At 61.0% G+C, this 19,740-nt stretch carries 23 protein-coding genes; 10 read left to right on the top strand and 13 right to left on the bottom strand.

Going from position 1 to position 19,740, the window contains the following annotated elements; translation table 11 throughout:
- The first annotated feature begins 7 nt into the window (after positions 1–7).
- Genes NKH95_RS15900 through NKH95_RS15915 form a run of 4 tightly spaced genes read left to right on the top strand, consistent with a single transcriptional unit; the run spans position 8 to position 4,344 of the window.
- Entirely contained in the window at positions 8–1,030 is a 1,023-nt protein-coding gene (locus tag NKH95_RS15900; protein WP_352891982.1) for a Gfo/Idh/MocA family protein, read from the top strand.
- 10 nt (positions 1,031–1,040) lie between these two features.
- The gene (locus NKH95_RS15905) at positions 1,041–2,015 is read left to right on the top strand and encodes an ABC transporter permease (protein ID WP_352891984.1); all 975 of its coding nucleotides are present in this window, start codon (positions 1,041–1,043) and stop codon (positions 2,013–2,015) included.
- Entirely contained in the window at positions 2,012–2,818 is an 807-nt protein-coding gene (locus tag NKH95_RS15910) for a creatininase family protein (RefSeq protein ID WP_352891986.1), read from the top strand. The genes NKH95_RS15905 and NKH95_RS15910 overlap by 4 nt, the downstream gene beginning before the upstream one ends.
- A complete protein-coding gene (locus NKH95_RS15915) occupies positions 2,818–4,344 on the top strand; it encodes an aldehyde dehydrogenase family protein (RefSeq protein ID WP_031212579.1) in 1,527 nt (508 codons plus the stop codon). Before NKH95_RS15910 ends, NKH95_RS15915 begins: the two co-directional genes overlap by 1 nt.
- 67 nt (positions 4,345–4,411) lie before the next feature.
- Here the strand turns inward: NKH95_RS15915 and NKH95_RS15920 are convergent, their stop codons facing one another.
- Positions 4,412–5,974, bottom strand: a complete 1,563-nt coding sequence (locus NKH95_RS15920) for a GMC family oxidoreductase (RefSeq protein WP_352891988.1) — start codon at positions 5,972–5,974, stop codon at positions 4,412–4,414.
- A gap of 437 nt (positions 5,975–6,411) precedes the next feature.
- Here NKH95_RS15920 and NKH95_RS15925 point away from each other — a divergent pair, with 437 nt between their 5' ends.
- Positions 6,412–6,930, top strand: a complete 519-nt coding sequence (locus tag NKH95_RS15925; RefSeq protein WP_013530428.1) for a YciE/YciF ferroxidase family protein — start codon at positions 6,412–6,414, stop codon at positions 6,928–6,930.
- 126 nt (positions 6,931–7,056) lie between these two features.
- On the opposite strand, the gene NKH95_RS15930 is transcribed toward NKH95_RS15925, so the two are convergent.
- Positions 7,057–7,254 (bottom strand): hypothetical protein, encoded by a 198-nt coding sequence (locus NKH95_RS15930; protein ID WP_352891990.1) that lies wholly within the window; start codon positions 7,252–7,254, stop codon positions 7,057–7,059.
- Between the two features lie 230 nt (positions 7,255–7,484).
- On the opposite strand from NKH95_RS15930, the gene NKH95_RS15935 reads away from it, so the two are divergent.
- Both NKH95_RS15935 and NKH95_RS15940 read left to right on the top strand, forming a co-directional pair.
- Complete coding sequence (locus tag NKH95_RS15935) at positions 7,485–7,916, top strand: GNAT family N-acetyltransferase (RefSeq protein ID WP_352891993.1); 432 nt, start codon at positions 7,485–7,487, stop codon at positions 7,914–7,916.
- A 352-nt stretch (positions 7,917–8,268) separates the two neighbouring features.
- Positions 8,269–8,595 (top strand): hypothetical protein, encoded by a 327-nt coding sequence (locus NKH95_RS15940; RefSeq protein WP_352891996.1) that lies wholly within the window; start codon positions 8,269–8,271, stop codon positions 8,593–8,595.
- 31 nt (positions 8,596–8,626) lie between these two features.
- Here the strand turns inward: NKH95_RS15940 and NKH95_RS15945 are convergent, their stop codons facing one another.
- The 8 genes from NKH95_RS15945 to NKH95_RS15980 form a co-directional block, all read right to left on the bottom strand.
- Positions 8,627–8,959, bottom strand: a complete 333-nt coding sequence (locus NKH95_RS15945) for a hypothetical protein (RefSeq protein WP_352891998.1) — start codon at positions 8,957–8,959, stop codon at positions 8,627–8,629.
- 2 nt (positions 8,960–8,961) lie between these two features.
- Positions 8,962–9,321 (bottom strand): hypothetical protein, encoded by a 360-nt coding sequence (locus tag NKH95_RS15950; protein WP_352892034.1) that lies wholly within the window; start codon positions 9,319–9,321, stop codon positions 8,962–8,964.
- Positions 9,321–10,541, bottom strand: coding sequence for an NRAMP family divalent metal transporter (locus NKH95_RS15955; RefSeq protein WP_023809459.1), 1,221 nt, complete (start codon positions 10,539–10,541; stop codon positions 9,321–9,323). Before NKH95_RS15955 ends, NKH95_RS15950 begins: the two co-directional genes overlap by 1 nt.
- On the bottom strand, positions 10,538–10,993 hold the full coding sequence (locus tag NKH95_RS15960) for a hypothetical protein (protein ID WP_352551570.1): 456 nt from the start codon (positions 10,991–10,993) through the stop codon (positions 10,538–10,540). Before NKH95_RS15960 ends, NKH95_RS15955 begins: the two co-directional genes overlap by 4 nt.
- Positions 10,994–11,150: 157 nt before the next feature.
- A complete protein-coding gene (locus NKH95_RS15965; protein ID WP_031212583.1) occupies positions 11,151–11,381 on the bottom strand; it encodes a hypothetical protein in 231 nt (76 codons plus the stop codon).
- Positions 11,382–11,465: 84 nt separating this feature from the next.
- Positions 11,466–11,684, bottom strand: coding sequence for a hypothetical protein (locus tag NKH95_RS15970; RefSeq protein ID WP_352441966.1), 219 nt, complete (start codon positions 11,682–11,684; stop codon positions 11,466–11,468).
- A 4-nt stretch (positions 11,685–11,688) separates the two neighbouring features.
- Entirely contained in the window at positions 11,689–11,907 is a 219-nt protein-coding gene (locus NKH95_RS15975; RefSeq protein WP_352753508.1) for a hypothetical protein, read from the bottom strand.
- The gene (locus tag NKH95_RS15980; protein WP_023809464.1) at positions 11,904–12,170 is read right to left on the bottom strand and encodes a hypothetical protein; all 267 of its coding nucleotides are present in this window, start codon (positions 12,168–12,170) and stop codon (positions 11,904–11,906) included. The genes NKH95_RS15975 and NKH95_RS15980 overlap by 4 nt, the downstream gene beginning before the upstream one ends.
- Before the next feature lie 326 nt (positions 12,171–12,496).
- Here NKH95_RS15980 and NKH95_RS15985 point away from each other — a divergent pair, with 326 nt between their 5' ends.
- Positions 12,497–13,282, top strand: coding sequence for an SDR family NAD(P)-dependent oxidoreductase (locus NKH95_RS15985; protein WP_352753506.1), 786 nt, complete (start codon positions 12,497–12,499; stop codon positions 13,280–13,282).
- Positions 13,283–13,357: 75 nt separating this feature from the next.
- A complete protein-coding gene (locus tag NKH95_RS15990) occupies positions 13,358–14,536 on the top strand; it encodes a zinc-dependent alcohol dehydrogenase (RefSeq protein ID WP_023809466.1) in 1,179 nt (392 codons plus the stop codon).
- 421 nt (positions 14,537–14,957) lie between these two features.
- Here NKH95_RS15990 and NKH95_RS15995 read toward each other — a convergent pair whose 3' ends face one another.
- Positions 14,958–15,338 carry a response regulator gene (locus NKH95_RS15995; protein ID WP_023809467.1) on the bottom strand — a complete coding sequence of 127 codons (381 nt, stop codon included), beginning with the start codon at positions 15,336–15,338 and terminating at the stop codon, positions 14,958–14,960.
- Positions 15,335–18,445 (bottom strand): CheR family methyltransferase, encoded by a 3,111-nt coding sequence (locus tag NKH95_RS16000; RefSeq protein ID WP_352892002.1) that lies wholly within the window; start codon positions 18,443–18,445, stop codon positions 15,335–15,337. Before NKH95_RS16000 ends, NKH95_RS15995 begins: the two co-directional genes overlap by 4 nt.
- Before the next feature lie 332 nt (positions 18,446–18,777).
- On the opposite strand from NKH95_RS16000, the gene NKH95_RS16005 reads away from it, so the two are divergent.
- Complete coding sequence (locus NKH95_RS16005; RefSeq protein ID WP_352551574.1) at positions 18,778–19,371, top strand: response regulator; 594 nt, start codon at positions 18,778–18,780, stop codon at positions 19,369–19,371.
- Between the two features lie 52 nt (positions 19,372–19,423).
- On the opposite strand, the gene NKH95_RS16010 is transcribed toward NKH95_RS16005, so the two are convergent.
- Positions 19,424–19,696 carry a hypothetical protein gene (locus NKH95_RS16010; RefSeq protein ID WP_127255003.1) on the bottom strand — a complete coding sequence of 91 codons (273 nt, stop codon included), beginning with the start codon at positions 19,694–19,696 and terminating at the stop codon, positions 19,424–19,426.
- Positions 19,697–19,740 lie beyond the last annotated feature (44 nt).

Here is a 19,740-nt window from a genome sequence, read left to right on the forward strand (position 1 = left end):
AAACCCTTTGAGCAAGCTGAAAATCGCCATCGTCGGTGCCGGCTACATGGGTCTCCTGCATGCGCAGGTGGTTGCCGCGAGTCCTGTCGCCGAACTGTCGGCATTCGTTGATCCGAATGCTGCCACGGGGAGCAAGGCCGCGTCGGATTTCGGTGCCCGGTATTTCCGCGATGCCACCACCGCGCTGACCGCCAATGCCGCCGACGCCTATATCGTGGCGGCACCCGACACGCTGCATGAAGACGTCTGCCGCATTCTGCTCGATGCCGGCAAGCCGGTGCTGCTCGAAAAGCCGATGGCTCATGATCTGTCCCCTGCCAAGGCGATCGCGAAAGCAGCGGAGAGAAGCGGCGCACGCCTGTTGGTCGGCCACATCCTGCGGTTCGACCCTCGCTATTGCGAGGCCGCGGCAGCGGTAAGATCCGGGCGGATCGGCGAGCCGATCCACGGCAGCAGCGGCCGTTTCACCAGTCGCGAAGTCGGTCTTCGCATGAACGGAAATTCGAGCGTCTGCTTCTACCTCGGCGTGCACGACGTGGATGCGCTGCAATGGATCTCAGGTTCGGACATCATCGCCGTCTACTCCCGCCCGGTCGCCAAGCTCATGCCTTCGCTCGGAGTTCGATCCGAAGACGCGATCTTCTCCACCGTCGAACTGTCGAACGGAATGAGCGGACAGCTCTACTTCGGCTGGACGCTGCCACCGACCGTTCCGACCGGCATCTGGGCACGCACGGAAATCATCGGCACGGAAGGCATGATCGACCTCGACGTGCGCGACCACGGTCTACGCATCCTGTCGCGTGGACAGTGGTCGCAACCCGACGCCCTGCACTGGCCGACCGTCAATGGCCGTATCACCGGGGATCTCTTCGAGGAGGTCCACCATTTCATTTCGGCGGTTCGCGACGACACCCCTTTCGTGATGCCGGTCGGCGACGCCCTGCGCGCCGTCGCCGTCAATGATGCCATCCTGCGCAGCGTCAAATCAGGCCTGCGCGAACCGGTCGAAGATTGGCACATTCGATGAGAGGATCCTCATGAACCGCCAACAGAACATCTGGTGCAGGCGCTTTCTCGACCTCTCGCCGTTGATCCTGCTGGTCATCCTGCTGGCGATCTTCGCGCTCATCGACGCCCGCATCGTTTCAACCGCCAGCCTGATCAACATCGTCGCCCAGGCGACCCCGATCGCCATCCTGGCGCTTGGGGCTCTGATCGTTCTGCTGACGGCGGGCATCGACCTGTCCGCCGGCGTCGGCGTCGCCTTCTGCGCCGTCTTCATCGCCAGCCTGATCGACGGCGGCGCCGGCCTGCCGCTTGCCCTGCTTGTCGGCTTTGCCGTGATGGTGGTGATCGGCCTCGCGAACGGCGCCGTTATCGCACTGTTGAAAATACCGCCCTTCGTGACGACACTGGCCACAATGGTCGCGCTGCAGGGCGCAACGCTTGCCGTTGCCTCCAAAGGCGTCCTGATGCTGAAGGATCCGACGCTTCGCGCGGTCGGCATTGAGCGCAGCTTTGGCATTCCCAATGTCATCTTCGCAACGCTCCTGATCGTTGCCGTAGCAGCAATCCTGATGCGGCACAGCCGTTTCGGGCTGCGTACCTATGCGCTCGGGTCGGATGCCGGAGCCGCGGAACTTGCCGGCATCCCGGTGACGAAACACACGACCCTCGTCTATTGCGCCTCCAGCATCTTCGTCTTCCTGACGGCCGTGATCATGATCAGCCGGGTGCCTGTCGTGACGCCCAATATCGGCGGTACCTCGCTGCTTCTGGACGCGATCGCCGCTGCCGTGCTTGGAGGCACCAGTATCTTCGGCGGACGGGGAACGGTGTGGGGGGCGGTCGTCGGCGCCCTGATCGTCAGTCTGCTGACAACTGCGCTTCGGGTATTCGGCACGGATCCTTCCAGCCTCGAACTCTACAAGGGTGCAATCATCATGGTCGCTCTCCTGGCCGATTCCGGCATGACTTACGCCAAGGCGCGGCTCGTCGAGGCAGCACGATGAGCGAGCCAGTTCCGGCCTTGCCGATCCCGCCCAGGTCCAGCTTTGCGCTGATGACTTCGCCGGATACGGAAAGACACGCGACAGCCGGCGTGCATAAACCCGTCGTCATTCTGCCGCTCGGCGCTGTCGAGCAACATGGCCCGCATCTGCCTCTCGGCGTCGATTGCTGGCTTGCGGAAGCAGTCGCTCTCGCCGCGGCGGAAGGACAGGCTTCCATGCGGGTCGCCGAACCTTTCGCCTATGGCTCGTCCGAGCATCATCGCTCCTTCTCCGGCACGATGAGCCTCAGTCCGCGGGCCTTCATCGCCGTGCTCGTCGATCTCTGCACCTGCCTTGCCGAAGACGGCTTCCTGCCGGTCATGCTGAACGGCCATGGCGGAAACCGCGCCGCGATCCAGGTGGCGATCACCACCCTTGGCCAGCGTGGCATCGTCACCGCGGGTTTCTCGTATTTCGATCTCATCGCCGACGTGGCGGCGGAGGCCCTGCCCGATGCCGCCACGGGCACCGGTCACGCTTGCGCGCTTGAAACCTCGTTGATGATGCATGTGCTTGGCGACGGCGTTCGCCGCGATCTCATCCCGCCAGGCGGCACTTCGCCATCCTGGCCGGATCCTCACCTTTACGCCGCGCCGGCCGTCACCGTCTGGCGCCGTTTCGAAGCCATCCGCGACAACGGCGTCATCGGCACGCCATCGCAGGCGAGCGCAGAGGCCGGCAGCAGACTTTTCATCGCAGCCGTGGAGCGCAGCCGTGCCGCCATTTTGAACATCCAATCCGAATTCGGCCAAAGGAACGCATGATGACAGTCCATTTCAAATCTTCTCTCGAAGGCCCCAACCTGCGCGGCATGGCGATCGTCTCGGAGCCGGAAGCAGCCGCCCGCATCGGCATCAACCGCATCGGCGGCGAGTGGATTGCCGGCAGCTCGGGCAAATTCCTGAAAATCGACAGTCCTTCGACGGGCGAGCATCTCGGCTATCTCTCCCTTTCCACCCGCGCCGATGTCGGTCGCGCGGTGAAAGCCGCCGAAGGCGCACGCGAGACCATGCGCAAGATGGGAACCTTCGCGCGCGCTCAACTATGCATGCGCATTGCCGACGCGATCGACAGGCGCGCCGAGGAGCTTGCGCGCCTGCTCTGCCTGGAACAGGGTAAGCCGTTCCACAGCGAAGCAAAGGCCGAAGCGTCGGCGGCGGCTCTCGGCTTCCGCAATGCGGCAGAACAGATGAAGTGGCTGGAGACGGCGGCGTTTCCGCTTGCCGATGCCAACAAGCGCGCCTTCAGCTTCCTGCAGCCGAAGGGCGTCTTTGCCATCATCACACCCTGGAATTTCCCGCTCGCCCTGCCCTGCCTCTACTATCTCGGACCGGCCGTCGCAACGGGCAACACCGTCGTCTGGGTGCCCGCGCCGACGACGTCGCTGATTGCCACTGCACTTGTCGAATGCTTCATCGAGGCGGGCCTGCCGGACGGCGCCATCAATCTCGTTCTGGGTGACGGTGCGGAGGTGGGCGACGAGGCGGTCGTTCATCCGGGCACCCATGCCATCGGCTTCACCGGCAGTTCCGCCACCGGCGCGACGATCGCCCGGCGTGGCGCGGGCAAGCCGCTTCTGCTCGAAATGGGCGGCAACGGTCCGACCATCGTGCTGGCCGATGCCGATATCGACATGGCTGCCGCCCAGGTCGGGGCCGGCTGCTTTGCCAATGCCGGGCAGATCTGCACGGCCACCGAACGCGTGCTGGTGCATAAATCCGTCCATGACCGTTTCATCGAAGGTCTCGTGAAAGCGGCCGCGAAGGTGAAAATGGGCGACCCTTTCGATCCCGCGACGACGATGGGTCCGATCAACAATGCGGTGGCCGTCGACAAGGTGCTCAGCCACATCGCGGACGCCCGCGCGCGCGGCGCCGAGATCGTCACCGGCGGCAATGTGGCAGCGGGCTTTGCCACCAATCTCTATTTCGAGCCGTCGATCGTCACAGGACTGACCCGGGAAAGCCTGCTCAATGTCGAGGAATCCTTCGGGCCGATCGCACCCGTGTTGACCTTCGAGACCGACGGGGAGGCGATGGAACTTGCGGCGTCCAGCCCCTACGGCCTGTCGGCCGCGGTCTTCACCAGCACCATCAAGAACGCCTTTGCCTTTGCTGAAAGCCTGAAGGTCGGCATCGTCAACATCAACGAGATGAGCTGCTATTGGGAGCCGCATATTCCTGCCGGCGGCGCCGCCGGGACGCAGAGCGGCCTCGGTCGCACCGGTGGGCGGCACACGCTGATGGAAATGTGCGACCTGAAGACGATTACCGTGGATGTCACTCGCTGACATTCAAGGCCCGCGCCTTTTTGCGCGGGCCTGCCCTCGCGACCATATGCAGTTCGGCAGAGAGCTGTCAGGTGGACCGGCGCAGGCTGTCGGCCATTTTCTCGCCAATCATGATCGAGGTGAGATTGGTGTTTGCCTGGCAATCGAGCGGCATGATCGACGCATCGATAACCCGCAATCCTTCCAAACCGTAGACCCGGCATTCCGGATCGACCACGGCCTCGCCGGGCCCCCCCATGCAACAGCCTCCGATCCCATGCTGCGCATCGGAAGACTGCGCCAGCAGGAAATTGTCGACCTCCTCGTCGCTTGCCGTTTCGAGCCATGACAAAGGCAGATCGGAATCCCCCAGCAGGACGCGCTCGGCGATCGCCTGGATCGGCGCCTGCCGGGCAATCTCGCCGAGGTGGCGATAGGCGATACGCATGCGCTGGAGATCCATTGGATCGTCCAGCATGTTCTCTTCCACGATCGGCTGGTCGAAAGGGTTGGCGGAACGCAGTTGCACGGTGCCGCGGCTCTTGGCCTCCATCAGGATCAGATTGACCATGGCCTCGCCGAACTGGGCGCTGTCGGACTCCACGCCGATACCGCCATGGTTCATGGCGACGTAGAGAATGTCGTCGCGCTCGGCGCCCGGCACGCCCGAACTCATCCGCACACAGCAGTTGGTATGCCGCGCGTCGACATCGGTCGCCTTGAATTCCGGCTTCAGCTTCAGTTCGATGCGGCAATAAGGATGGTCGAAGAAACCTTCGCCGACCGGCAGGTCGGCAAGCACCTCGATGTCCTTTCGATTCAAGAGAGCCGCCGGACCGATGCCCGAGCGCTGCAGGATGACCGGAGAGTGGATGGCGCCGGCCGAGACGATGACCAGCGGCGTCTCCAATTTGCGAACCTGACCGGCCACGATGGCCAAAACGCCGATCGCTTTCTTGCCATCGAAAAGCACCTTATCCACCGTCGCCTGCCCGATGATGGTGAGGTTCGGCCGGTCGCGGGCAGCTTCCAGATAGCCGTCATTGACCGACACGCGCTTGCCGGCTCGACTGTTGATGGGATAGGTGCAAGCCCCTTCGGCATCCGGAGCATTGAGATCGTCATGCCAGGGATGGCCGAGAGCCATCGCGCTTTGGCGCATGGCCTTGTCGACGCTTCCCCAGCTTTCGACAGGCGCGCGGTAGATCGGAATCGGGCCGCCGCTGCCGTGAAAATTGGCCGCGATCGGGTCATCCTCCAAGCGGCAGAAGAAGGGCAGCACGTCGGCTCCCGACCAGCCCTTGCATCCGATTTCCTCCCAGCGGTCGAATGCATGGAGCACGCCGCGAATGGCAATCTGGCCATTGACGGCCGTCGAACCGCCAAGCCCCTTGCCGCGCCAGTAGACCCGGTGTTCCTGCCGCTTCGTGCGGCGAGCCATCAGGTCGGGATACATGTATTGTTGCTGAAAATGGTCGGGAAGCAGCAGGTTGAAGGGATTTGGGCTCGCCATCTCGGCAGGTTGCTCGCCGCTCCGGTAGTCCGGCCCCGCTTCCAGCAAAAGCACGGTCGTGGCCGCATCTTCGGTGAGCCGGGCGGCAAGAACAGCCCCGGCTGCGCCGGCTCCGACAACGATGACATCAAACGGCATGCCGTACTCCCCGGATCCGACCAATGCACGGCTGGCTCGACCGCACATCATGTTGATTTCATTTGTGCACTATCATCTGCTGGCATTCAGGCTCAGCGACGTACGCCGGAACCAACCACCTTAGCCGCGTTGCACGACTGCAAGATCATCATGATTTGTTTTATATGTAAATATGATTTCGTATATGAACCCATCGGAAGGGTTTCTTTTCACCATCTGCTCCATATCGCGCGACGAACCCCGGTGCTCTCCGTCCCCTGCCGGCGGTTCTCACACGTCATCATCCATCGCCTTTTGACAGCGATCGGTTTTCGACAAAAGCGGTGTTTGGCGTGCTGCCCTTCCGAGTCGCGCCCAGGGAACAACTGCTTCCATGGAAAGTTAGTCCATGGCTACACCGCCGGTGAGCTTTCACGACAATCCAAGGGAGACAAATCATGGCGACTGCAAAAAGAGCGACGACAAAGGGACTGGAGGCTTTGTTCCTCGATGGGCTGAAGGACATTTACTACGCTGAAAAGAAGATACTCAAAGCCTTGCCGAAGATGGCAAAGGGCGCCGAATCCGAGGAGGTGGCCGCGGCCTTTGAGAAACATCGCATGGAAACCGAAGGCCAGGTCGATCGGCTCGAGCAAGTGTTCGAACTTATGGACAAACCGGCCCGCGGCAAGACCTGCCCGGCGATCGACGGCATTCTTGAGGAAGGATCGGAAATCCTCGACGAATACAAAGGTGACCCGGCGCTGGATGCAGGGCTGGTCGGCGCGGCACAAGCCGTCGAACATTATGAAATCGCGCGCTATGGCACATTGGTCGCGTGGGCTGAACAGCTTGGCAAGAGCGACGTGGTCAAACTCCTCAACGAGACATTGAAAGAGGAGGTCGCGACGGACGAAGCGCTTTCCGGGCTGGGCGAAGGCGGTGTCAACGAGCGCGCCCTGGAGCAAGCTGCCTGACTGGTTGTGCCCCGGCGCCAAAGCCGCCGGGGCGACTTCGCGACCCGGCCTTTTCGTCGGTACCCCTTCAGATGCAATCAGACCCACCCCGATACTTCGGGGTGGGTCTGCTGAAATCAACCGCGATCAGCGGTTCTTGTGGCTTTGTTCGCCAGCTTTCACGTGCTGTTCGTGGGTTCCACCACGCATGCCGGATCCATCGCCCTGCTCCCGTTGACCACCACCAGCGGCCTGCTGTTGCTGACGGTTTTTATTGTCGGCGTTCTTGTGGCTCTGCTGGCCTGCCTTCACATGCTGTTCGTGACTACCACCTTGATTGGGCATTCTTCTTCTCCTTCAAAATCCACGAGGCGACAACCGCCTCGATTGCCTAAGAAGAGTCAGGCGCGAACGTTCCCTCACGTAACATTTTGTGAAGACCACAAAGCCCGCGGCGTTCGAAGGCGCCTGAGATGGCTCGGATTTATTTCTTGGCGTTGGCAACGAGTTCATCTTGGCCGTGACCGACGTTGCCGGCGAGGTCTCATGCCTGTGCCCACCCAGGAGGAAAATGCATGTCATTCCGATCCGAGAGATTTACAACCGCTTTGACGTATAGCGAGGATGATAGAGCGCGGGCCGCCGCAGCGCTCTATCAATACAACATCGCACAGACCGGGATCGACGACCGAGCTGTCATCGGAGCGGAGCTTTGCGACCACTCAGGAAGAGTCTGGGGCGGGCTTTGGGGCAGAACGGAGCTCGGGCTCCTGTTTCTCGACATGTTCTTCCTGCCTGAGCAGTTGCGTGGCCAATCCTTTGGCTCACAACTTCTCAGGACTGTCGAGGAAGAAGCCATCCGGCGTGGCTGTAAGAAGGCCGTCGTGGAGACGAGCAGTTTCCAGGCACCGGTATTCTACATGCGCCATGGTTTCGAGAAATTTGGCAAAGTCGAATTCGGGATCCCTGGACATGCCCGCATCTTCCTTCGGAAAGATCTGCTGTGAAATTGATCGCGAACCTGCCGTCATGGCCTCAATCGCGAGGCAGCGACGGGTCGGTTCATTTTCCCGCAGCGAGCAGTGACTGTTCATAGGATCTGCCAAGGCTGATCTAACGCCAATTTGCGACGCCATGCTCCACAGCCAAATTCTTGAGCGACACAGCCTCGTGTGAACCGACTCAGCCGTGGGTGTTGCTGCTTGGAACAAATCGGCGGCGGCAGAAGTTTGGCGTGCGCTACGAGTGACCGCATGGCGAGCAAATCGACAGTGGTAGGCCGCTCCGGCGCACGCAAGCTTTGCTCTCGCCGCGCTCACAAGTGCAAGTCTGCCAGGGCGTGGTTGAAAGGGAGAAATCATGGCCAAGGTTTCAAGTCCGACCCCTGCCGCGGCCAGAGGCGAAGTTCAGGCAGGAGTTACGCAGGACAAGACGCCGGGGTTCGATCCCGCCATTGCCCCGCTTGAGACAGACGCAGAGGCCGCGGACACACAAAATCCGGTCGCTGGGACAAGTCCGCCGCGCAATCGTCCAGAATTCGAAAACGATGCCAGCTTTGCCAATGCCATGCGACCGGTCGAAGGCGAGCCGGAACTGCGGCCTGGCGCCAACTGGCCGGTTTTGGTGATTGCAGCTGTCGTTTTGATAGCAGCCGTGGTTTTCCTGGCGGCAAGCATGCTGCGCTGAGAACGATCCCGACGATGCAGCACCCCACGGCCTATTCCTGGAGGTCTGGTGCGCCCTTCATGCCTGAGAGTTCGGTCATTGGGCACAGCAGCCGCGGTCGCGCGGGATCGGAAATGTCGAGCTTGTCCCAAGGGATGCGATATAGACCGTCGCGGCGGCGCAATCGGAAAAGATCCAACACCGCCACGCCTATGGCCGAGGCCGAAAGACGCTCGAAAGCGGCGTAGACCCCGACATGGAATTCGGTGACGACGAAATCGTCACCATCCCGTTCGGCGTGGATCTCCTCGATATAGCCGACATTCTTGCCGCGCTGCGAGAGTACGCGTCGCCCAGCCAGATGCTCGAGATTGACCGTGGTCATCATCAAGCTCCCGGAATGCGCCCGATGACATGGTCGCGCAACCAGTCCTGCCAGGCGAAGATCGACGTTTCTCGCACATCGATGTCGAACTCGATATCGATGCCGATATCTTTGACCTTGTGCCAGGCGATCCGATGGGGTTCGCCATGCTGCTTGCCACCCAGCTTGACCGCGAGCCGCGCCATCCAGCGCCCAGGCCCTGCGCCGAGGCGACGTGCCAGGGTAATGGAGCCGAGCTCGATGGCAATGATCCGAGGCGGCTTGCCAGGCCGCAACTCCGCCACCAGCCCATCGACCTTGCCGATCTTGATCTGCTCGCGGTCGACCACCTGCTTGTCGAGGAGATCGCGCAGCAACTTCATCATGTGCCTCCGAATATCTGCAGCGGGATGGTCACCACCGCCAGTACGAAGCCAAGCGCGATGATGAAGATGACGGCGGCATTCGACAAAAAGCCATTGCGATGCTCGCCGACATAACGTTTGTCGTTCAGCAGAAACAGGAAAGGAACGACCGTCAGCGGCAGGCTGGCTGCCGTCAGCGCCATGGAGAAGATGGTGAGCCTCAGCGGATCGAGACCAAGCGCGATGGGAATAGCCGCCAAAAGCAATGATATCGTGTAGGTGGCGCTGAAACCCGGATCGTCGCGCGGCTTGCGATCCTCGCCCCAATTCCAGCCGAAACCCTGGGCCACAAGATAGGCCTGTTGCAACCCGACCTCTAGTGCGGCGCCGAAGCAGGCAATGGCGAGGGAGGCAACAAACAGCACGAAGCCCCAGAAGCCGAATATGGATATCAGCATCAACGGCAATTGGTGATAGTCGTCCACCTGGGTGACGCCATGCGTGGCGAGCACGAGAGCGGCCACGATCAACACGCCGATCGAGATGGTCCCCCCGAAAGTCATGCCCAACCCCGCTATGGCCCGATTGGCTCCGAGATAGCTTTTGTCCCACCTGTCCTCGATGGCCCCCGAGGAATAGAACATGAAGAGGTAGGGCGATATCGAGGCGCCGAGAATGCTCACCGCCATGAACCAGTAATTGGCGGCATCGTGGACCGGCAGCGAAGGCACGGCGCCCCTTGCGACTGCCGTCCAATCGGGTCTCAGCATCACCGCTCCGACGACGAAACACAGCGTCACCAGACCGAGAATAGATACGCCCTTCTCGATGAAGCCGAAGGTGCCTTTCCAAAGCAGCAGCCACGCCAGCAAAGCCACCGGCAGTGCCCACCACTGGAAGCCTATGCCGGTGGCAAATTCGAGCGCAATGGCGACGCCGCCGATCTCGGCGGACAGCACCAGGAAATTGACCAGCAGGGCGGCCAGCAACGGCCATAGAAAGACGTTGAAGCCGAATCTCTCGCGGATGCCGTCGGAGATCGTGTGATGGCTCACGGCCGCGAACCGGCCGGACATTTCGACAAGGAAGATGATGCAGATGGTGCCTAGCACCACCGCCCAGATCAACTGGAAGCCAAACATCGCGCCTGCCTGCGCCGCCGTCGCCATGGACCCAACTTCGAGGAAGCCGCCGACGCTGGTGACGACGCCGAGGGATATTTCCATGAGCTTCTTCATGGCTTCGGCGCGAAATACTTGGCGTAGGCGGTAGCGAGCGAACGCGACGCCAGCCGTAGATCCTGTTGCGCGTCTTGGACTTCCGGCCGGTCGCCCGCCTGCAATCCGGCCTCTGCACGCGCCACCGCGACCGACAAATCGTAGACTGCCTTTGTCAGTGAAGCTTGCTCGGCGGGTTCACTGGTTTGCGCGGACCGGATTTGCGCCCCGGCGTCGGTAAGCGTCTCGCCGATCGATTGCAGCGTACCCACCGTGTATGCGGTCGGCGCCGCCCCTGCCGCCCAGGCGTCCAGCGCCATCAACACGGTCTGCGATGCGGAGGCCGCTGTTCGTGATTGCTGCTCGATCTGATCGGAAGATGAGCATGCCGACAACATCAGCAACAGCAAGCACAGGCAGTCGTGCCTGAGATAGCGGCGTCTAACGATCAAATCAGGCGTTTGGTGCGCCACCGAATAGTCTCCCCCGACCCAACAAAACCGTGGCCGGCGTAAATCTGATCTAGAGCACTCGTCGGGTCCGTCAACGACCGCGCCCGCCGATCCGGAGCACGAGGCGGCGAGCCAGGTCCCGATCGGTTTCAATTGCCGCATCAGCGTAAGCTGAAGGTCAGGCGGGGCGATCCCCGTTCGGCGCGTCTTGGATTCTGTATTCGTGAATGAGGCCGAGAACCTGAGTTCTGACTGTATCGCGCGCGTCGGGCTGGATGAAAAACATCAGCCGTTCGACCGCTTCCACGACTGCTTCCGGCAGATCCGAAACCGCATCGGTGAATTCGCTGCCATGCTCGTACATATTGTCCGTCAGCTTCTTGTCGAGGTCGGAAAGGATGCCCATCATCCACACTCCAGATCGGTGCTGTATTGAACTCAGTTCGGCAGGGTCACCGCGAGGTCGCCCTCTCCTGTTGCTGCCGGCCGTCGATCACTGTTGCCCCGGCATTTCCGTGTTTTCCCTGGGATTTTTCTGGACGCCCGCAGCCGGGGCGGTGTCCGCCGGGGCATTGCCGCCCTGGTTCTGCTCCGGCGCACGTTTCAGCGGGGAGGTCTGCCAGCCCATGTCAACGTAGAAAAAGCCGACGATGAAACCGACAATGATGACCGCCGCTATCACCAGCGAGATTATTGCGTTGCGTCGCTCCATAGGCCTAGTCGCCACTTGGCTTTGGAGATGCGGGCTGCGTTGGCTGCGTACCTTGCTGGTCGCCGCCGGTGCTGGTCTGCGGCGTCGGGTTGGTGTCCGTCGTGGGATTCTTGTCCACCGGCTGGCTGTTCGTAGTGTCCGTCTTGGACTTGGCTGGATCGGCATTGTCGTTGCACCCCGCCAAGGCGAGGAATGCAGCCGACACCAAAAGGACTGCCCTCATGCTGATTTCTCCTGGCTGAGTTCGGGCGAAGCCGCCTGCCAATGACCTATTCGGTCGAACCGCACCGAGAGCCCCTGTTTGACCGCGCTTCTAGCCAGCAAATGGTCCAGTTCGGCGTCTTCGATCGGACTTCGTACGACTTGGCGAATGGCCTTGCAGGCAAGTTCCGTCGAGACGAAATCATATCTCCTGCTCCTGGCGACAACATATTGTTCGACCAGCATTTTCACGCGCCTGAGCGCGATTTCTTCGGCGTATTGCATTTTATTCCTCCTGCGCCCCGAACTGCCGAACGGGTTTGTTGTTCCAAAAACATGATTGTCGAGGTGATTAGATGCTCGCGCTTTCCGATAGAAAGCGCGAGCGGATCAGGCTGAGGGGACCCGATCGTGCAGCATCAAACAAGGGGAGCAACGATGCTGCATGATATCGAACTCGCCCAGACCTGAGTTGTTCCACCTCTCCACGCCGCGTGTTCATTGAACTCAAGAACAAATCGTTGTCACGGCCCGCATACGGCCGCGCATCAACCCGCACGGAACAATCAGCTCCGACAGTGGTTCGGCCGAAGCGAAGTTCGGAGGACGTGATGACGAATGAAAAGTTGGCCGTGGTGACGGGCGCCTCGAGCGGCATTGGGAAGGAACTTGCCAAACTGTGCGCAAAGGACGGCTACCATCTGATCATAGCCGCCGACGAACCTGCGATCCGGCAGGCCGCCGAGGCGCTCGGTTCGCATGGTGTGACTGTCGAAACCATCGAGGCCGATCTGGCGACCGAGGAAGGTGTCGATCGTTTGATCGCCGGGATCGGCGATCGCGATGTCGACCTGTTGTTCCTGAATGCCGGACGTGGGCTCGGCCGTGGTTTCGTCGATCAGGATTGGAAAAAAGTCCGCCGCATCATCGACACCAACATCACCGGTACCGTCTATCTCGCGCATCAACTCGGAGCCAGGATGGCACGCCGCGGCCGAGGCCGCATCCTCTTCACAGGATCGATCGCTGGTTTCATGCCGGGCACTTTCCAGGCGGTCTACAACGGCACCAAGGCTTTCATCGATTCCTTCTCGATCGCACTGCGTCATGAATTGCAGGACACAGGAGTCACAGTCACCGTGCTGATGCCCGGGGCAACGCAGACGCGGTTCTTCGAACGCGCCGAAATGATGGATACCAAGGTCGGCACCGATGAGAAGGACAATCCCGCCGATGTGGCCGAGGCCGGCTACGAGGCGATGATGGACGGTGAGGAACAAGTCATCAGCGGCTGGAAGAACAAGCTGCAGGTCGCCGCGGCGCATGTGACGCCGGCAGGCACGCTGGCCGAACAGCACCGCAAGATGGCCGAGCCGGGTTCTGCCTCCAAAGGCTGAATTTCGGCCTTCACGCCAAACCAAAATGTCGGGCAGACTCTTCTGCCGACCTTCTTCCAAGGCAGGAGCACCATCATGAAAGCGCTCACGTGGCACGGCAAAGGCGACATTCGATGCGACCAGGTGGCTGATCCCGCCATCGAGGATGATCGTGACGTCATCATCAAAGTCACCTGTTGCGCCATATGCGGCTCGGACTTGCATCTGATGAACGGATATATGCCGACGATGGAGTCGGGCGATGTGCTCGGACACGAGACGATGGGCGAGGTCGTGGAAGTCGGCAGCGGCCATTCGAAATTCAGAAAGGGCGACCGCATCGTGGTGCCTTTCAACATCTCATGCGGCGAATGCTGGTTTTGCCAGAAGGGGCTGTTCTCGCTTTGCGACAGGTCCAATCCCAATGCCAAACAGGCTGCCGAAGTGATGGGACAATCCCCGGCTGGCCTGTTCGGCTATTCGCATCTGGTCGGCGGCTATTGGGGAGGGCAAGCCGAATATCTGCGCGTTCCTTTCGCTGATGTCGGTCCGATAAAGGTGCCCGAGGGAATGGACGACGAACAGGTGCTGTTCCTCTCCGACATCTTTCCAACCGGCTATATGGCGGCTGAAAACGCCGGCATCGAGCCAGGCGAAACCGTCGCCATCTGGGGTTGCGGTCCGGTTGGTCAGTTCGCCATTCAGAGCGCATGGATGCTCGGCGCCGGCCGCGTCATTGCCATAGACAAGGTGCCGGAGCGGCTGGCGATGGCTCGCGAGCACGGCAAGGCCGAGACGCTCGACTTCAGCAACTCCGATATCTACGACGCCTTGATGGCGATGACCGATGGCCGCGGTCCGGATCGCTGCATCGACTGTGTCGGTACGGAATCGGATCCCGGCGCCAGTGCCGACTCCATGCTCGACAAGGTCAAGGCTGCCGTCTATCTCGGCACCGATAGGCCGCATGTATTGCGCGAAGCAATTTACTCCTGCCGCAAAGGCGGCACCATCTCGGTGCCCGGCGTCTATATCGGCCTCGTCGATCATATTCCGTTCGGCGCCGCCATGAACAAGGGACTGACCTTCCGGATGGGTCAGACGCACACGCAACGCTATCTCGAACCGCTCCTGGCCATGGTACAGAAGGGCGACATCGATCCCTCCTTCGTGATCACGCACCGGGCAGACCTCGAAGCGGGACCGGACCTCTACAAGACGTTCCGTGACAAGCAGGATGGCTGCATCAAGGTGGTGATGCGACCGCATGGCTGAGATGTCGGCATCTTGCGTGGGGTCCGCCTTGCGCGGATTCCCCACCAAGGATAGCACCGACGCTGCCGAGGAACCTGGAACTTTCGACCGTGGCGGCGGTTGACCCGCAGAATAAACTCAGGGCGACGAGACTGTCGTGCCCGCCCGCTGCGAAGGAGGTTATCGCCATGAGGAATCCCACATCGAAACCCAGCGTCCGGTCGCCAAACGCCGATGCTCTGCCGCACCCGAGACGGGACGCCAGTGATACGGATGCCGGTGCCAAGCCGCTGACGCCGAAAACCGCCGGCACATCCCGGCCATCGGCCCCGCCGCTGGACAATCCGGTTGCCAATCGAAACGCCGGGCGGCCGCGTCAGGCGAACACCACGCCTAGGCCGACCGACAAGCCCCTGGACTGATCGAAACCGGCCTCTTGAAATCACAGCGAGTGTTTGTCGGGACGAAGCGATGCCAGGTCGGCCAGGGTGTTGAGAAGTGCAGCGTCGCCTGCCGGTTTCGGCACGAATTTGCAGTTTCGGAAGGGTGTGGGAACGTCGCGCGGCCCAAATCCGGTCATGAATGCGAAGGGGATGCCGCGAGCCAGCAATGTTTCGGCCACGGGCAGACTTGTTTCACCGTTCAATTGAATGTCCAGCAGCGCCACGTCGGCTTTGCCTGCATCGATAAGCTGACGAGCCGCGGCGACCGACGAGACCGGGCCGATCACCGGATAACCCGCCGCACGCAGGCGAGACGCGACGTCTTCGGCGATCAGCCATTCGTCCTCGACCACCAGAACGCGCGGCCTGTCGTCGCTCACGGCGCCTCCTTGTGATTTGCCGGAAACGCGATCTGGACGCTGAGGCCGTCCTTGTGGAACGCGGTCTCGACATGGCCGCCGAGCCTGTAACCGATTTCTCCTTGCAACAAGGTCAGGCCAAAGCCGTTGTCCAAGGGCGCCTCGACAAGAGGACCGTCCTTCTCTCGCCAGCCAAATGTGAAACTTTCATCCTCGATCGACCATTGCACACTGACCTTGCCGTCGGTTTTTGACAAAGCGCCATACTTGGCCGCGTTGGTGGCCAGTTCATGAATGGCCATGCTGAGGGAAAGCCCCTGTTGCGGGCCTAATTTCACGTCTGCGCCATCGAGTTCAACCCGCTCGATGCCGAAGGGTTCGAGCTCCTGCTGGAGCAATTCCCTGACCGAGGCTTCCTTCCATCTCTCCCGGGTCAGCAGGCCGTAGGCCCGCGACATGGCATGCAGGCGGCCGATCAGCGCATCCGCGAACTCCTCCTTCGTATCAGAACTTTCCCGCGTGCGGCTTGCAATGCTGGCGATCACCGCAAGCATGTTCTTGACCCGGTGGTTGAGTTCCGAGATGAGCACCTGCTGATGCTCTTCTGCCTGTGCCAGCGTGGTAACGTCGACAAGTGTCACCACCACGCCCTGGATCCTGTTGCCCTTGTCCCGATAGGGATTGATGCGGACCATGTGGAACAAGCCCCTGGCATCGCGCGCCAGATGGTGATTCAGGATCTCGCCTGTCTCGAACACCTTGTCGATGTGCTGCTTCAACTCTGGGTAGTCGAGTTGGCTCGACAAATCCGTCAGCGGCCGGCCAACATCGGAGGGGCGCAGGCTGAAGAAGGATGACGCCGCCGGCGTGAAGGTGCGGACCACAAGGCTGCGGTCGAGGAAAATGGTCGCGATGTCGGTGCTTTCGAACAGGTTGCGCAGATCGCCGTTAGCGTGATTGAGCTCTTCTATCTTGGCCGTCAACTCGGCGTTGATCGTGTTGAGTTCCTCGTTGAGCGACTGCATCTCCTCCTTCGAGGCTTCGAGTTCCTCATTGGTGGATTGCGCCTCCTCATTGACGGAGACGAGTTCCTCGTTGGACGATTTCACCTCCTCCAGCGCGGTCTCGTATTCCTCGATCATCGATTGCAGGCGCTCTCTGGTATCGCGCAGTTCCCGCTCGAGATCGGCGGTGCTGTCACTGTCACGGCTGCCGCCGTCTTCCTCTGAGCGGGCCTGCGTCGGGCCCGACGGCTCGAAAAGGACAAGGTAAAGCGGCTCGCCGTTGCCGCGTTCCGCGAGCGGCTCGATCGTCAGCCTGATCGGCTGGACCCGTTCGTCGTCTTCCTCCACGGTGAGGTTTTCCCGCACCACTGTGCGGCGCGTGGTCGTCGCTTCGCGCAGTGCGGCGCGGAGATCCAGCCGCAGCCCACGCCTTGCCATCGTCAGCAACTGCCGGCTGGGAATCCCTTGTGGCGCTTCGAGATATCTGCCGGTCCTGGCCGAATAATAGACGACATCGCCCTCGGCGTTGACCAGGACATGCGGCGGCGCGAACCGTTCCAGCACCTGCGCCTCCACTGCCTGCCGCAAGGGATAGCCGACAAGTCCCTTCTTCGAGCCGGCGCTTTCGGATGGGAAGACGCTGGAATGACTTTCCCCGATCAAGGCCGGCAGTCTGATGTGCGGTGAGGCATGCTCCCGCGCATGGAAGATGCGATGTTTCTTGTCGACGGTGGCGAACAGATCGTCGTGCTGCCCGACGCTTTCGGAGGTGCCAAGGAAAAGGTAACCGCCGGGCTTCAGCGCATAATGGAAGACAGGGATGACGCGGTTTTGGATGATCGGGCCGAAATAGATCAGCAGATTGCGGCAGGAGACCAAGTCCATGCGCGAGAAGGGTGGATCGCGAATGACGCTGTGCGGCGAGAAGATGCACAGTTCGCGTATCGCATTGCTGATGACATAGCTTTCGCCATCGCCGTTGAAAAACCGCTGTTTGCGTTCGGGAGAAAGACCTTGCAGCAAGGCTTCCGGATAGCGTGCCGCCCGCGCCACCGCCAGCGCCGGCTCGTCGATGTCGGTGGCGAATATCTGGACGCGCGGAACGACCGTAAGCTTCTCCATGTGTTCGCGCAGCAGGATGCCGATGGAGAACACCTCCTCGCCCGTGGCGCACCCGGGAACCCAGACCCTGACGGTGTCGCTGGCGGTCTTGCCTTCGAACAGCTGCGGTATGATCTTTCGCTCGAGCAACTCGAAGGCATCGGGGTCGCGAAAGAAGTTGGTGACATTGATCAGCAGATCGCGAAAAAGGCTCATCACCTCGCGAGCATCCTTCTTCAGCCAGTCTATATAAGCGCTGATGGAATGGACCTGGGCGATCTGCATGCGCCGCTTCACGCGGCGCAGGAATGTCTTGGTCTTGTAGCCCGAGAAGTCGTGGCCGGAGTGGCTGCGCAGAATGGCGTATATCTGTTCTCGCACCTTATCGATGTCGGCCGTATGGTCGCCATCTTCTTCCGTCAGCCCCTCCAACGGATCGAAGCCGCGGGCGAAAGCCTCCAGCTTCGCCCCGATCTCCTCGGCGGGCACAGCGACATCGACGAGTCCGCTGGCAATAGCGCTCTGCGGCATGTCGGGATTGCGCGGCCCGTAGCCGTCCGGCGCTTGCGCGACGGTAAACCCGCCCCGCTCCTTGATGGCCTTGGCACCCAGGGTTCCATCGGAATCACCGCCCGACAGGATGACGCCAACGGCATATTCGCCCTGGTCTTCGCCCAATGCAGCGAAGAAGATATCGATGGGCTTGCGCTCCTGGGTAAGCCCATTCGGCCGTCGCAGGTGCAGCACCCCCGATTCAATGGCCAATGTCACGTTTTGCGGCATCACATAGACGTGGTCAGGCTCAACCACCATGCCGTCCTCGATCACAATGACAGGCATGTCGGTGTAGCGGCTGATGACCTCGTGCAACAGGCTTTCGCGCTTGGGGCTGAGATGCGTGATGATGACGAAAGCCATACCAGGCTGACCGGTCACGCCTTTGAACAGACCTTCCATCGCGGGAATGCCGCCCGCGGACGCGCCTATGCCCACGATGGGAAACCTTTTCGGTTGGGCTGTCACGTCATGTCCCCCTTTCGCCGACCCGACCTGAAATCCCCTCAAGGCCGGCGGACAGGACACAACCATATAGCGCGCAAGACGGATGGAACAAGACGTCAGGGATGACGTTGAACCCGATATCAATGGTGGTTCAATGGCAAAACGATCTGCTGACATAATACTCCCGACGCCGGTGGTATCAGGGGAGCCTGGATCGCTTGGAAGTTCCCATGCTGGGGCCGTCCCTGATCGCATGCTGGCGCTTACGAGACGGTTGCAGGCGGCCTTGGACGACAGAATTCGGAAGGCAAATCCGCTGCATTCTAACCTCCGTTCCAAGAAAGGATGACGACGTGCGCGACCTGCGGGGGCTGCATATTCTGATAGTCGAAGACGAATGGGCGATGGCGGGAGATCTTGCGCGGTTTTTCAGCAATATGGGTGCCATCATCCTCGGTCCCGCTGCAACCGTCGAACAGGCATCCAAACACACCGGGACGGCTGAAGCCGCAATCCTCGACGTCAATCTCAATGGCCGACGCGTGTTTCCAATCGCCGATGAGCTGATGCGCCGGGGTGTCCCCTTCGTGTTCTTCAGTGGCGATGACGACATCGCCATTCCCGATCATCTCCGCTACGCCAGCAATTTGCGGAAATCCTCGGGCAGCCAGGCGGTGTTCAACGCGCTCTTTCCCCCGCAGGCATCTGAGCGAGCGGCCCCCGTGCCGGACCCCTCCGACGACGTCTTCGCGCTTTTGCCCAAACTGCGACTTGCGGCGCGCCTTTTGCTGGCAGACGTCGAGGCTTCGGATCGGCTCGTCGAGAGGACGCTCGAGCAAGCGATTCGGGATGTCGACCGCAGACAGCTTGGTCAATCCACTGAAAACTGGCTCAACGGCATCATGCAAGAGATGGCGAAAACCCGCGGCGCAAAACTGATGCATTAGTTTGCCTTCCAAGAAAACTTGGCCGTACAGATAGGCCACTTGACCGGCGTCATCAGCCCTTCTGATTGCGCTCGACGAACTTGTTGAAACGGCTGGCTTTCCCCTCACCGGTCTTGGCCTGATACAGAAAGGCCAGATCATTCTCGTCGAATATCCGGAAGAACTCGTCCCATTCGACGGGCTCGAATGCTTCCTCGGGCTCGCCGAAGTCGATCCGCAGGATGCCGCCCTCGCCTTTGGTGCGCACCACTGCCGGCCGGCCGTCCCGCTCCTCGGCCCATTTGCGAATTTCGTCGTGGTTGGTGGTCGTTTGCGACTGAGACATTGAAATCTCCTTTGATCATCGGCGTTGCCACATGGGACACGCGG

Origin of the sequence: Mesorhizobium sp. M0848, assembly GCF_040319805.1 — a bacterium.
Taxonomy (GTDB): Bacteria; Pseudomonadota; Alphaproteobacteria; order Rhizobiales; family Rhizobiaceae; genus Mesorhizobium.